The organism is Pseudomonas sp. Z1-29 (assembly GCF_051131995.1).
In the GTDB taxonomy this organism is placed as follows: domain Bacteria; phylum Pseudomonadota; class Gammaproteobacteria; order Pseudomonadales; family Pseudomonadaceae; genus Aquipseudomonas.
In genome coordinates this window covers 2,425,728-2,439,668 of record NZ_CP071645.1, presented here as the reverse complement: position 1 = coordinate 2,439,668, position 13,941 = coordinate 2,425,728, and the positions used below count along the sequence as shown (strand labels likewise).

Below are 13,941 nucleotides of genomic sequence, written 5' to 3'. Positions count from 1 at the left end.
AGGTACTCCCTCGGCAAGATCGGCGCGGCGACCTTGCCTGTTTATTGTTGTGATGGAACGGGTGGGACGTCACTTGAACTGATCGACGTTCTCCGGCGTGATCAAGCGATAGGGCACCACGACGGATTGCATCTTCTCGCCCTTGGCCATTTTCACCGCCGTGTCGATGGAGCCATCGGCCTGGCCCTTGGCGTCCTGGAACACCGAGACCGCCATCTCGCCTTTCTTGATGGCGTTCAAGCCGTCCGGCGTACCGTCGACTCCAGCTATCAGGACACTGCCCTTCTTGGTGCCCGCTTGCTTGAGGGCCATGGCGGCGCCGATGGCCATCTCGTCGTTGTTGGACACCACAGCCTGGAACTCGCGGCCCTGGGTCAGCCAGTCATTGACCAGGGTCATGCCCTTGTCCCGCGACCAGATGCCGGTCTGTTCCTGTTCGATCTTGATGCCCGGGTACTTGGCCAGCACTTCCTTGACGCCCTTGGTGCGGTTGGTGGTGGAGTTGTTGGCCAGGTCGCCCAGCAGGATCACGATGTCGCCCTTGCCGCCCATCTTGTCGGCCAGGTATTGCATCTGCATGCGCCCGGCTTCCAGGTCATCGGAGGCCACGGTGACCACCCCTTCCGGCAACTTCAGATCGTCCGGGCGGCGGTTGACGTACACCAGCGGGATGCCCGCGGCCACCGCGGCCTTGGTGATGCGCTGGGTCGCGGCGGTGTCAACGGGGTTAACGATGAGCGCGTCGACCTTCTGGCTGATGAAGCTTTCCACCTGGCTGAGCTGCTTGACCACGTCACTGCGCGCATCTTCGAATTGCAGGGTGACGCCGTCCGGCAGGGACTTGGCTTTCTTGTCCATGGATTCGCGCAGGTAGGTCAACCAGGTGTCATCGAACTGGGACATGCTGACGCCGATCTTCAGGTCCGCCAGGGCAACGCCGCTGGCGAACATCAACGACAGGGCCAGCGAGGCAATACGGGTCTTGGTCTTCATGAACGGTCTTTCTCCACATTTTTGTTGGTCTTATGGATAAGGCGTGACGGACTTCAGGAACGCGGCAAACGCACGATCGGTGCGCCGGGCATGCAGCACACCAAGGCGCCCTTGCGCTGGATGCACAGGGATTCGAAAAAAGGAAGGATTGCGGACAGGCGCAAGGGCAGTGGCAGGTGAAACGCAGAGCGGTTGAAGGTTTTCATCGACGGTACCTGGCTGTGTTTCTTGTTTTTGTTTAGTTCGTCGTTCATTCAAGCCGGGCCTGGATAAACGCGAACAGGGTTGTCGGTCACCTGGAATCGACTTTATTGGAAAATATTTTCCATATCAACTGATTTTAGAATTTTATTCGTTTTTTGTTCCATGACCAACGGGCGTGGATAAATACACCACGTTGCCCTGCTCCGCGCTTTGCCTTGCAGCGTCCAGGACACGGGTCGTGGCCAAGGCGTCGCGAGCGGCGACCGGCAGCGGCCCGTCGCCCTGCAAGGCGGCCTGGAGACTCTGGTAGAACGCCAGCCAGCAACCGCGTTCCGAGGCCACGCGCTCGCGCTCGGCACCGTGTTCGAACCAGCCCCAGCGCCGGTGCTCCTCGGCGCCCCAGCGCTCGCCTGCGGTGGCCGGGCTCAATCCCGCCAACGCCTGGGCTTCCTGCCCATCGAGGCCTTCGACGGTATAGCAGCCTTCGCTGCCACTGACCCGAAAGCGTGGGCGCGGCGCGTCCTGCAGGCAACTGCCGCGCAAGTGCGACACGACGCCATTGGCGTGGGCCAGCGACATGAAGAAGCCGTTGTCGTAGGCCTGGTCCGGCTGTCGATAATCCAGCTCGGCGTAAACCCGCAGCACCGGGCCAAACAATTGCAGTGCCTGGTCCACCAGATGGCTGCCCAGGTCCCGCAGGAATCCGCCGCCGCTGCCCTTGCCCACCGAGGACGGTGAGTAACGTTCGACGCTGGATTCAAAGCGAGTCACCTGGCCCAGTGCGCGGGATCCGAGCAACTTGCGCACGGTCAGGAAATCCGAATCCCAGCGCCGGTTCTGGTACACGCTCAACGGCACATTGCGCCGTTCGGCGGCCAGCACCATCGTTTCGGCCAAGGCGGCGTCAAGGGCGAAAGGCTTGTCGCTGACCACCGCCACGCCGAGTTCGATGGCTTCCAGCACCAGCGCCGGGCGCGCTTCCAGTGGCGTGGACACCACCACCGCATCGACGCCGGCCGCCACCAGTTGCGCAAGGCTGTCGAACGTTTGGGCCTGTGGATGCTCGCTTGCCAATTGCTGGCGCCGCTCGGCGGAGCGGGTTACCACGCCGACGAAAGTAGCCCCCGGCAGGCTGCTGATCAGCGGCGCATGGAAAAAACGCCCGCCCTTGCCGTAGCCTACTAATCCGATTCGCATGAAAGCCCCTTATGTAGATGCAACTCCTGTGGGAGCGAGCCTGCTCGCGAAAGCGTCAGGCCCGCCAGCATTAATATCGCCTGCCCCACCGCCATCGCGAGCAAGCTCGCTCCCACAATTTGACCGAGTACCCCTGGGATAACACAGTCGACCGTGGGAGCGAGCTTGCTCGCGATAGCGTCGGATCAAGCTGGATTGTGTGACCTGACACACCGCCTTCGCGAGCAGGCTCGCTCCCACAGTTTGACTGCATGCCCAAAGGGCATGTGCTCAGCCGTAGAATCGTGGCCGTTCGGGCAGCTCGACCTTGACGATCTGCCCACTCTGCTGCGCTTCGATACACGCGTCCGCCGCCACCGCCGCGGCGAACCCATCCCAGGCCGAGGGGCCGCCCACCTGGCCGGCGCGCACGCCGTCGATGAAGGCCTGCAGTTCGACGTCGTAAGCACCGATGAACCGATCTTTCCAGTCCATCAGGATCGCATTGGAAAGCTTGGCGCCGCTGCGCAGTTGCACCTGGGACGGTTCTGGCAGCCTGGCGATGCCGGTCTCCCCCACCACTTCGCACTGGATGTCGTAGCCGTATTGGCAATTGACGAACACTTCGACGTCGATGCGCGTGCCCTTGGCGGTTTCCAGCAGGACGATCTGTGGATCGCGCAAGTGCGCCAGGGCCTTGCTGGTCTTGCGTGGAAACACCACCTGCACCGAGACGTAATCGTCGGCCAACAGCCAGCGCAACACGTCCAGCTCGTGAATCAAGGTGTCGGTGATGGCCATGTCGGTCTTGTAGTTTTCGCCCACGCTGGGGTTGCGGTGGGCACAGTGCAGCATCAACGGCTCGCCGATCTGTCCGCTGTCGATCACCGCCTTGAGCGCCCGATAACCTTCGTCGTAGGGGCGCATGAACCCGACCTGTACCAGGCGCTTGCCGTGGGCCACTTCGGCCTCGACAATCCGGCGGCAACCTTCGGCGGTAACGGCCAACGGCTTCTCACAGAACACCGGCTTGCCGGCGGCGATGGCCGCCAGCACGAATTCTTCATGACTCGGGCCCCAGGACGTGACGAGGATCGCCTCGACGTCCGGCGCCTTGACCAGTGCATGGCCGTCGGGATAGACCTCGGCGGTCAACTTCAGGTCGGCCACCACTTTCGCCGCTTGCACCAGGTTGATGTCGGTCACCGCGACGACCTGGCTGTTGAGCAACGTCTGGCTGCAACGACGGATATGGTCCTGGCCGATGGCCCCGGTGCCGATGACGCCCAGCTTCAAAGACATGTGGAACTCCTTTCGTAGGGTTGGGGCAATCAGTATTGACGGGCCTTGGCCAGTCGTTCGTTGAGGGTCTTGGCGACGGCATCGGTACGGGCGCTGGTAGAGACTTGCGCCACGCCGACCCGCCACCACGACAGGTACTTGTGGATCATGGTCTTGGGCAGGACCTTGATGTCGATCAGCGTCGAGACCGTCTGGAGTCGGGCGTCGGCCAGCGCGGCGTGCAGTTCCTCCAGTGTCTTGACCTTATAGGTCTTGCAACCGTAGGCCGCCGCGCTCATGGCGAAATCCACCGGCACGAAGGCGCCGTCGAGCTTGCCCGTCTCGGGGTTGCGAAAGCGGAACTCGGTGCCGAAGCTGTCCATGCCGTGTTCCATCTGCAGGTTGTTGATGCATCCGAACGTCATGTTGTCCAGCAGCACCACATTGATCTTGCGGCGCTCCTGGATCGAGGTGGCAAGTTCGGAGTGCAGCATCATGTAGGAGCCATCGCCCACCAGCGCGTAGACCTCTTTGTCCGGCTCGGCGAGCTTCACGCCCAGGGCGGCATTGACCTCGTAGCCCATGCACGAATAGCCATATTCGACGTGATAGGTGTTCACGCCCTTGCTGCGCCAGCTGCGCTGCAAATCACCCGGCAGGCTGCCGGCGGCGGCGACGATGACGGCATCATCGGCCAGGGTTTCGTTGAGGGTGCCGAGCACGCGGCTCTGGGTCAGGCAGGATCCGGTGAGCTCGATGAACTCGCGAAACACCGCCGGGTCCATGTGGTCGTTGATCTCGGGGACGAAGTCATCAGCCTGGAAATCGGCCTGGTAGACCCGGTCCACTTCCGCCTGCAACTGCGTCTTGGCATCGGCGATCTGCCCGCCCCATTCGGCGCGATAGGCGCCCATCGCGGCGGACAAAGCCTCAAGCCCCGAACGCGCATCGGCGAGCAGTTGCACACCGTCGAGCTTCAAGGCATCGCACGGGCTGATGTTGAGGTTGAGAAACTGCACCTCGGGATGCTGGAACAGCCATTTCGACGCCGTGGTGAAATCGCTGTAGCGGGTGCCAACGCCGATGATCAGGTCCGCTTCCTTGGCCAGCAGGTTCGCCGCCAGGCAACCGGTTTCGCCGACGCCGCCGACGTTCAATGGATGAGTGGAGACCACGGCGCTTTTGCCCGCCTGGGTTTCGGCGAAGGGGATGTCGAAACGCTCGGCAAAGGCCTGCAACGCGGCGTTCGCCCCTGAATACCTGACGCCACCACCGCAGATGATCAACGGCCGGCGCTTGCCCTTGAGCAGCGCCAAGGCATCGCCGAGCATCGCCTCGGTGGCCGGGCGACGGTCGATGCGGTGGACACGTTTTTGCAGGAAATAATCCGGGTAGTCGTAGGCCTCGGCCTGTACATCCTGGGGCAGCGCCAGCGTCACCGCGCCGGTTTCGGCCGGGTCGGTGAGCACGCGCATCGCATGGATCGCGGCGGTCATCAGTTGCTCGGGGCGGTTGATCCGGTCCCAATACTTGCTCACGGCCTTGAATGCATCGTTGGTGCTGATGCTCAGGTCATGGAACTGCTCGATCTGCTGCAGCACCGGGTCGGGTTGGCGGCTGGCGTAGACATCGCCGGGCAACAGCAGCAACGGAATGCGGTTGGCCGTCGCGGTGGCGGCGGCGGTCAGCATGTTCGCCGCACCGGGGCCGACCGACGAGCTACAGGCGTAGATCCTGCGCCGCAGGTGCTGCTTGGCAAAGCCGATGGCGGCATGGGCCATGCCCTGCTCGTTGCGGCCCTGATGGACCACCAGGTCGCCGCTGTCCTGCTCCAGCGCCTGGCCGAGGCCCAGCACGTTGCCGTGGCCGAAAATGGTAAACACCCCGGCGACGAACTTGCTCTGGACGCCATCGACCTCGATGTACTGGTTATCGAGGAATTTCACCAGGGCCTGGGCCATGGTCAGTCGTGTTGTGGTCATGCTTGCACCTTTTCAAACGCAACTCGGTCAAGTGTGGGAGCGAGCTTGCTCGCGATAGCGGTGTATCAGGCAACTGATGTGTTGAATGGGCTACCGTCATCGCGAGCAAGCTCGCTCCCACAGGGGTTCTCCATCGTTTTGAGATCAGGTCAGGCCTGCGAGCTTTGCAGGTGGCTCATACTCGCCCCCAGCGCCTGGCGGATATCGGCCAGTTCATGGACGCTTTCGGCAAACGGCTCGAAGGACAGGTAGCCTTCATAACCGCCCGCGCGCAGCGCCTCGATCTGCGCGGCATTGCCAAGGATGTCGGCGTCGCCCACCAGCACCCGGTGGCCGTCGCGAATACTCGCCAACGGTGCCTGCGCATCCTCGACGCCGGAGATGTGCACCAGCCCGGTCAGCTCGGGAAAAAATTCCTCCTCGCCGGCCAGGTGATGGTGAAAGGTGTCATGCACCAGGCGGAACACATCCAGCCCGCCGATGGCCTTGATCGCCTCCACCGCCGCGCGTTTGCGCCGCAACGAGCACTCCTCGAACCCCAGGGGTTCGATAAAACCGTAGATGCCGAAGGCGCGCAGGATCGGCGCCAGCTCACTGAGCGCGGTGCGTAGCCCCGCCGCGCGTTCGGCGGCGTTGCGCGGGTCGGCGCGGTCGTTGAGCGGGCACATCACCAGGCCCTCGGCGCCACACTCGCGGGCGTAATCGGCCAGGCGCACGGCCTGGGCGCGGCGCTCTTCATTCCATACGTCGAACGGGTACAGGGCGTTGATCGACAGCACCTTGACGCCGCGTTCGTCGCACAGCTCACGGACCCGGGCGGGCGGCATGCCGTCTTCGATTTCGACGCCCTTGAGGTCATTGCGGATTTCGATGGCATCGGTTTTCAACGCCAGCGCCAGGTCGATGAAAGCGGGCAGCGACAGGCGCGGGGCAACCATTCGATTCAAGGCAAAACGCAGGGGCTTGTTCATTGTTGTTTTCCCTCCGGCATTCATGGAAATAAGTTATTGAGCAGTGGGCATGCTGAATTCGGGACCCTTGGCGATGCTGTCCGGCCAGCGCTGCATCACGCTCTTGTAGCGACTGTAGAAGCGCAGGCCTTCCTCGCCATAAGCGTGGTGGTCACCGAACAGCGAGCGCTTCCAGCCGCCAAAGGAGTGCCAGGCCATGGGCACCGGAATCGGTACGTTGATACCGACCATGCCGACCTTGATGCTGCGGGCGAATGCCCGGGCGATGCCGCCGTCACGGGTAAAACACGACACGCCGTTGCCGAATTCATGGGCGTTGATCAGCGCGACCGCCGTGGCGAAATCCGGCACACGAACGATCCCCAGCACCGGGCCGAAAATCTCCTGCTGGTAGATACTCATCTCGGCAGTGACCTGGTCGAACAGCGTCGCCCCGACAAAGAACCCCTGCTCGGCCCCGGGCACCTTGAAGCCCCTCCCGTCGACGATCAGCCGCGCGCCCTCGGCTACGCCGGAATCGATGAAACCTTCAACCTTGGCCTTGTGCTCGGCAGTCACCAGCGGCCCCATGTCGGTGCCGGGCTGCTGGCCATTGCCGACCTTCAACTGGTCGATGCGTGGCAACAATCGCGCGATCAGCTCATCGCCGACGTCACCCACCGCCACGGCGATGGAGATCGCCATGCAGCGCTCACCGGCCGAGCCGTAGGCCGCTCCGATCAGCGCATCCGCCGCCTGGTCGAGGTCGGCGTCGGGCATGACGATCATGTGGTTTTTCGCCCCGCCCAGGGCCTGCACGCGCTTGCCGTTCGCGGTGCCCTGCTGATGGATGTATTCGGCGATGGGCGTGGAGCCGACAAAGGAGATCGCCTCGATGTCCGGGTGCTGCAACAGCGCATCCACCGCCGTCTTGTCGCCCTGGACCACGTTGAACACGCCATCCGGCAACCCGGCCTCGGTCAATAACCGAGCCATCAGCAGACTGGCGGACGGGTCGCGCTCCGAAGGCTTGAGGATGAAGCAGTTGCCCGCCACCAGCGCCAGGGGAATCATCCACAGCGGCACCATCACCGGGAAGTTGAATGGCGTGACCCCGGCACAGACGCCCAGGGGCTGGCGCAGGTTCCAGTTGTCGATGCCACCGCCGATGTTGTCGCTGAAATCGGTCTTGAGCAGGCTCGGCGCACCGCAGGCGTACTCGACGATCTCGATGCCCCGGGTGACTTCGCCGTGGGCGTCGGAGAGTACCTTGCCGTGCTCGCGGCTGATGATCTGCGCCAACTCGTCGTGGTGGCGGTCAAGCAGTTCCTTGAACTTGAACATCACCCGGGAACGGCGCAACGACGACTGCTCGGACCAGCCGGGAAAGGCCGCCAGCGCCGAAGCCACCGCTGCCTCGACGGTACCCGGTTCGGCCAGCGCCACCCGGGCCTGTACCGTGCCGGTAGCGGGATTGAAGACGTTGCTGAACCGCGCGGCGTCGTTGCTGTGCACCTGACCGTTGATGTAATGGCCTATTACCGGGGTGTCGCTCATTGTCCTGGTCTCCGTTGGAATGTTCGAATTCAGAGGTCGAGCAGCCAGCTATGCTGCGGATCGTTATGGAATTGCCAGACCCGCTTCGGACCGGCCATGACGTTCAGGTAATACGACTCGTACCCGTAGGGCACGCTGACCGGGTGGTAACCCTTGGGCACCACGACCAGATCGCTGTTTTCCACGGCCATGGCCTGGTCGATGCTGCGATCGTCGGTGTAGACCCGTTGGAACACGAAGCCCTGGGAAGGGTTGACCTGGTGGTAATAGGTCTCTTCGAGAAAGCTCTGGTGCGGCAAGTCGTCGGTGTCGTGCTTGTGCGGCGGATAGCTGGACGAATGCCCCGACGGCGTGCGCACTTCCACCACCAGCAGCGAATGGGCCGGCTCGCTGTCCGGCAGGATGTCGCAGACGTAGCGGGTATTGGCGCCCTTGCCGCGCACGCTGCGCTTCATGCTCTCGGGACGGATCAGCCGTGGGCCGTACGCATTCGGCGCGCCGCCCGGCGCGGCGCACACCGCCACTTGCACATCGCTCAACGCGGTGATCTGGGCCTGGCTGCCGGGCGGCAGATACGCGGCGTAAGGGGATTTGTCCTCGAATACCGACTGGCGATCGCCGAGGTTGTCCCAATCGAAGGCGCCCTGCCCCGGTGCTTCGCCCTTGAGGTTGATGCGGCCGCTGAGCAGTACCACGCACAATTCCCGGTCTGCGGCGGCCACCGGCAGGCTTTCGCCAAGGCTCAAGCGGTAGGCGGCAAAACCGACGTATTCCAGCGCGTCGCGTGGCAGTTCAACCATGGTCCGGTCGCTGGGATTGCTCTTGATCAGCAGGCTCATGGCGCAGTTCTCTCCTGCAACAGGGCACGCAAGGTGTCGTAGCCCTTCTTGGCATAGATATAACTCGGCGCCACCGCCGGGTCCTGCTCGGCTTCCACCACCAGCCAGCCCTGATAATCGGCAGCCAGCAGGACATCGAGCAACGCAGCGAAGTCGATATCGCCATCTCCAGGCACGGTGAACGTGCCGTTGATGATGCAGTCCGGAAAGCTCCAGAGGTTGTTGCGCGCCAACTGCACCACGGGTTTGCGCACGTCCTTGAAGTGCACATGGCAGATGCGCTCGATGTGTTTGCGCAGCACCTGCAGCGGTTCGCCGCCGCCCATGTAGCAATGGCCCGAATCGAACAACAGGCCGACCTCGCTGCCGGTCAGCGCCATCAGCTTGTCGATGTCCGAAGGCGATTCAACGTAGGCGCCCATGTGGTGGTGGTAGGCCAGGCGCACGCCTTGAGACAAGGTGAAGCGGGCCAGCTCGGTGAGCTTGTCGGCATAGGCCTGCCAGGCCTCGTCAGTGTGAAAGCGTGGCCGCTCGATCAACGGAATGCGCTGGCCCTGGATCGAATCGGCCACTTCGCCATAGACCAGCACCGTTGCGCCGTTCTGCGCCAGCAGCTCGACATGGCTGGCGATGGCGTCGATCTCCTCGGCCGCCGAACGACGCGCCAAGCGACTGGAATACCAGCCGGAGACCAGCGCCAGGTCGTAAGGGCGCAACACGTCGCCGACGCCCTTGGCGTCCTTGGGAAACTTGCCGTTGAGCTCGAAACCTTCGTAGCCGATTTCCTTGCCTTCGCTCAACGCCGTGCTCAACGGCGTCTCGCCGCCCAATGATGGCAAGTCGTCGTTGCTCCAGGAAATCGGGTTGATGCCAATTCGAATAGCGGGCATGGCTGCACCTTTTGTTGTTTTCTCTAATGTCCAACCGATCACCTGTGGCGAGGGAGCTTGCTCCCGCTCGGCTGCGAAGCAGACGCAAAAACCAGTGGCTACGGTTTACCTGTCGCATCGGGGTAGCTGACTTCGGGACTGCTTCGCAGTCCAGCGGGAGCAAGCTCCCTCGCCACAAAAGCCCTGTATCTCAGGCACGCGCAGCGCGCCAGGCCTCGATCAATTCCACAAACCGGCCCTGCACATCCCGGATCAGCGTTTCATCATCGATCTCCCCGGCCAGCCAGGCGCGGCTCGGTTCCTGGAAGATCGTCCGGCCCACGGCAAACCCTCTGCAAGTGCTGCTCTGGCTGGCCTGGCGAAAGCCTTCGGCCAACGCGGCCGCAGGGGCGTTGAGGCCCAGCAGCACCACGCCACGGCAATACGGATCGCGCTGCTGGATCAGCTCATCAAGTTGTTTCCACTCATCGCAGGTCTGCGCCTCGATTTTCCACCACGCCGGGAAAATACCCAGGTTGTAGAGCCGCTTGAGCGCCCGATACAGCACGTCCGGATGGGCCGATGGATGATCCTTGGGCGGAATGACCTCCAGCAGCAATTCATGGCCGCTGGCCTGGGAGGCCTTGTACAACCCCATCAATTGCGCCTCTTGCTCCAGGCGCAGCAGCGGTTCGTCGTCAGGATGAAATTGCACCAGGCATTTGATGATCTGCTCTTGTGGCCAGGCAATCAGGTTGCTGCCGATGGAACGGCCGTGTTCGAACGCCAGCGGCCGCGAGCCCTGCACCTCCACCGGCCGCGCGACCCACCAGCCGCGCCCGGTGGCCGCATTCAGGGAATCCTGGCCGAAACGCTGGTCGGCCAGCAGACCGACATCCGCCTCGATGCCCTGGCGTTGCAGGTCAGCCTCGACCCGCTCCACGGCCTGGATGAACAGTTGCTTGAGCTCGCCGATGCTGTCGAGGCCACGACCGCCCCGCTGGGCCAGTTCCACCAACTGCCAGCGATGGTCAAAGGCAAAGATGAACAGCTGTTTCCAGACCCTGCGCGGCACGCTGACCTGATGCAGCCGTTGCAGCACGACATCCTGGTCAGGGCGGGTGATCGGCACCGGGCTGGCAAACAGGTAATCGAGCTCGGCCCGGGTCGGCATCGCCGGGGCGCAGGCATGACGCGACACCACCAACCCGCCACAGGCGTTGGCCAACTGGCAGCAGCGTTCATCACTGGCGTCTTCCAGCCAACCGGCGAGGAAACCCGACATGAACGCGTCGCCCGCGCCCAGCACATTCAACACCTCGACCCGCACGCCGGGGTAAATGGCGCCGTCTTCCAGGCGGTTCGGGATATCGCCGTGGATCACCGTGCAACCTTGCGGGCCAAGCTTCACCACCAGGGTCGCCGCCGTCAGCGAGCGCACGGTACGCAGCGCGGCCAGCAGATCTTCGCTGCCACCGGCGATCAAAAACTCTTCTTCGGTGCCGACGATCAGGTCGAAACGCGCCAGGATGCCTTGTACGTGCTGGCTGACCTTGCGGTCGGCGACAAAACGGGTCTCGCCATCGGCCTTGGGCGCCAGGCCCCAGAGTACCGGGCGGTAATCGATATCGAGGATACGTTTGACCTGGTGCGTCTGCGCATAATCCAGCGCCTGGATGCTGGCCTGGTAGACGCTGTCGGTGGAGAAGTGCGTGCCGGTGATCAACAGCGCCTTGCTCGAGGCGATGAAAGCTTCGTCGATGTCCTCGGCCCGTAGCGCCATGTCCGCGCAATTTTCACGGTAGAACACCAGGGGAAAGGTCTCGCGGTCCTTGATGCCGAGCAACACCATGGCTGTCAGTCGCTCGGGGTCGACCTTGATGCCGCTGACGTCGCAGCCTTCGCGCATCAGGGACTCCACCAGAAAGCGCCCCATATGATCATCGCCCACCCGGCTCAGCATCGCCGACCGAAGCCCGAGACGGGCCGTGCCAAAGGCGATGTTGGCAGATGAGCCACCCAGGTACTTGGCGAAGCTCGAGACATCCTCAAGCCGCGCACCGACTTGCTGCGCGTAGAGATCGACGCCCAGGCGCCCCAGGCAGATCACATCCAATTGACGTCCACTGGCAAAACGAGTCTGGCCCATGCTGGCTCCTGTTATTTTTATCAGCCTGCGCTTGACGCCGGAACCGACGCCAACGCTTTGGTGAATGCAGACTAAAACGAGCGAACGGCAATAATCAATATTTTTTCCATAAATTTTTATAGTGGAATATTTTTTCCAATAGACTGTTACTTGGCCGGACCAGACGCGGTGCATCGTTTCAGCACGGCTCACAACTGCGCGCGCTCATGATTTTCCCCGCGGCTACGCTGTAGACTGCGACCAGCCAACCTATTGTCGAGGACCAACCCGTTTCCCAGGGCGTCCTATAAGAACAAGCCAGAAGGATTTTCTATGACCCGCCCCGATCTGCCGGTGCCGTCCGAGAGCGCGTCCGAACCCGCCCTCCCCAGCCCACCGATCAACGCCGAGCGGCTGCTGCAATTGATTACCGAGGAGTACGAAGGCCTGCCGCGCCAGCTCAAACGCATCGCCAGCTACATGAGCCAGCAAAGCGACCGGATCATGGTCGATCGCATCAGCGACATTGCCCGGGAGTGCGAAGTGCACCCCTCGGCCATCGTGCGTTTTTCCCAGCGCTTCGGCTTCAGCGGGTTCAGCGAAATGCAGGCGCTGTTTCGCGAGGCCTACACCCACAAGACCACGCCGGTGCAGAACTACCAGCAACGCATCCGCAGCATGATCGCCAACAAGTCGCAGAAGGCCAGCGCCGGCGATCTCGCGCGCGAATGCGTCAACGCCACCCTGTCGGGCATCGAGCGCCTGGGGCTGGAACTCGACGACGAGGCGTTCGAAAAAGCCGTCGACCTGGTGGTCAACGCCGATAACATCTACGTCGTTGGTGTGCGGCGCTCGTTCGCGGTGGCCGATTACCTGGTCTATAACCTTCAGCACACCAACAAGCGCATTCACCTGGTGTCGGGCCTGGGCGGCAGTTATCGCGAGCAGATGCGCAGCGTCCGGGCCAATGATCTGGTCATCGCCATCAGCTTTACCCCGTACGGCAAGGAAACCCAGCACTGCCTGCGCATCGCCCAGCATCACCAGGCCAAGACGCTGATCATCACCGACAGCAACCTGTCGCCCCTGGCCAAGCGGGCCAATGCGGTGCTGCTGGTGAACGAAGGCAGCTCGTTCGCCTTTCGCTCGTTGAGCGCCACCCTGTGCCTGTGCCAGGCGCTGTTCATCGCCGTGGCCTACCGGCTTGAACTCAAGGTTGATGAAATCCACGAACAGGTCGGATTCGAAGATTGAGCCCGACCTGAAACAAACCGCTGAAGGAGAAGCCATGAAACTGATCGGCATGCTGGACTCGCCCTATGTGCGACGCGTCGCCATTTCCGCGAAACGCCTGGGCATCGCCCTGGAACACCAATCGGTTTCGGTGTTCAGGCATTTCGAGCAATTCCAGCGCATCAACCCGGTGGTCAAGGCCCCGACGCTGGTGCTGGATGATGGCTCGGTGTTGATGGACTCGACCTTGATCATCGATTACCTGGAAACCTTGGCCGGGCCCGGGAAGAGCCTGATGCCGAGCGATCCGGGGCAACGGTTGCAATCGTTGCAACTGATCGGGTTGGCATTGGCGGCGTGCGAAAAATCGGTGCAGATCTATTACGAACGCACTTTGCGCCCAGCACAAATCCAGCATGAGCCGTGGCTCGCGCGGGTGTCGGGCCAGTTGCTGGCGGCATATGGCGAGTTGGAAAAGGCATTGGTGAAACAACCATTGCCCACCGATGGCTCGCTCGACCAGGCCGGCATCAGCGTTGCGGTGGCGTGGACCTTCACCAACCTGTTGGTGGCCGATCAGGTGCAAGGCAAGGCCTTCCCACAGATCAGCGCGTTTACCGCTTATGCCGAAGGCCTGGAAGCGTTTGTCAGTACACCGGTGGAATAACCTTCCACAAGGGATTGTGGTGAACAAAAAAATCCTGCTCAACCGAAAAACACTGTGGGAGC

12 protein-coding genes are annotated in these 13,941 nt (G+C 62.5%); 2 read left to right on the top strand and 10 right to left on the bottom strand.

Annotation, left to right across the window (positions count from 1 at the left end):
* Positions 1-69: 69 nt before the first annotated feature.
* The 10 genes from J3P84_RS11330 to J3P84_RS11285 all read right to left on the bottom strand — a co-directional run bounded on the left by J3P84_RS11330 (position 70) and on the right by J3P84_RS11285 (position 12,000).
* Positions 70-993, bottom strand: a complete 924-nt coding sequence (locus J3P84_RS11330; protein ID WP_434630217.1) for a sugar ABC transporter substrate-binding protein — start codon at positions 991-993, stop codon at positions 70-72.
* Positions 994-1,046: 53 nt separating this feature from the next.
* The gene (locus J3P84_RS11325) at positions 1,047-1,247 is read right to left on the bottom strand and encodes a hypothetical protein (protein ID WP_434631590.1); all 201 of its coding nucleotides are present in this window, start codon (positions 1,245-1,247) and stop codon (positions 1,047-1,049) included.
* A gap of 94 nt (positions 1,248-1,341) precedes the next feature.
* Positions 1,342-2,394, bottom strand: coding sequence for a Gfo/Idh/MocA family protein (locus J3P84_RS11320; protein ID WP_434630215.1), 1,053 nt, complete (start codon positions 2,392-2,394; stop codon positions 1,342-1,344).
* A gap of 270 nt (positions 2,395-2,664) precedes the next feature.
* Entirely contained in the window at positions 2,665-3,675 is a 1,011-nt protein-coding gene (locus tag J3P84_RS11315; RefSeq protein ID WP_434630213.1) for a Gfo/Idh/MocA family protein, read from the bottom strand.
* Positions 3,676-3,704: 29 nt separating this feature from the next.
* Positions 3,705-5,636, bottom strand: coding sequence for a 3D-(3,5/4)-trihydroxycyclohexane-1,2-dione acylhydrolase (decyclizing) (gene iolD, locus J3P84_RS11310; protein WP_434630212.1), 1,932 nt, complete (start codon positions 5,634-5,636; stop codon positions 3,705-3,707).
* Positions 5,637-5,785: 149 nt separating this feature from the next.
* A complete protein-coding gene (locus J3P84_RS11305) occupies positions 5,786-6,607 on the bottom strand; it encodes a TIM barrel protein (RefSeq protein WP_434630210.1) in 822 nt (273 codons plus the stop codon).
* Positions 6,608-6,640: 33 nt separating this feature from the next.
* Positions 6,641-8,143, bottom strand: a complete 1,503-nt coding sequence (locus tag J3P84_RS11300) for a CoA-acylating methylmalonate-semialdehyde dehydrogenase (protein ID WP_434630208.1) — start codon at positions 8,141-8,143, stop codon at positions 6,641-6,643.
* A gap of 29 nt (positions 8,144-8,172) precedes the next feature.
* On the bottom strand, positions 8,173-8,982 hold the full coding sequence (gene iolB, locus J3P84_RS11295; RefSeq protein ID WP_434630206.1) for a 5-deoxy-glucuronate isomerase: 810 nt from the start codon (positions 8,980-8,982) through the stop codon (positions 8,173-8,175).
* A complete protein-coding gene (iolE, locus tag J3P84_RS11290) occupies positions 8,979-9,872 on the bottom strand; it encodes a myo-inosose-2 dehydratase (RefSeq protein ID WP_434601148.1) in 894 nt (297 codons plus the stop codon). The genes iolB and iolE overlap by 4 nt, the downstream gene beginning before the upstream one ends.
* 190 nt (positions 9,873-10,062) lie before the next feature.
* Positions 10,063-12,000: a bifunctional 5-dehydro-2-deoxygluconokinase/5-dehydro-2-deoxyphosphogluconate aldolase gene (locus J3P84_RS11285; RefSeq protein ID WP_434630203.1), complete on the bottom strand. Its 1,938-nt coding sequence runs from the start codon at positions 11,998-12,000 to the stop codon at positions 10,063-10,065.
* Between the two features lie 312 nt (positions 12,001-12,312).
* Here J3P84_RS11285 and J3P84_RS11280 point away from each other — a divergent pair, with 312 nt between their 5' ends.
* Together J3P84_RS11280 and J3P84_RS11275 are read left to right on the top strand one after the other, a co-directional pair.
* Positions 12,313-13,233: a MurR/RpiR family transcriptional regulator gene (locus J3P84_RS11280; RefSeq protein ID WP_305500359.1), complete on the top strand. Its 921-nt coding sequence runs from the start codon at positions 12,313-12,315 to the stop codon at positions 13,231-13,233.
* A gap of 34 nt (positions 13,234-13,267) precedes the next feature.
* Complete coding sequence (locus J3P84_RS11275) at positions 13,268-13,879, top strand: glutathione S-transferase N-terminal domain-containing protein (protein ID WP_434630201.1); 612 nt, start codon at positions 13,268-13,270, stop codon at positions 13,877-13,879.
* The last annotated feature ends 62 nt before the right edge of the window (positions 13,880-13,941 follow it).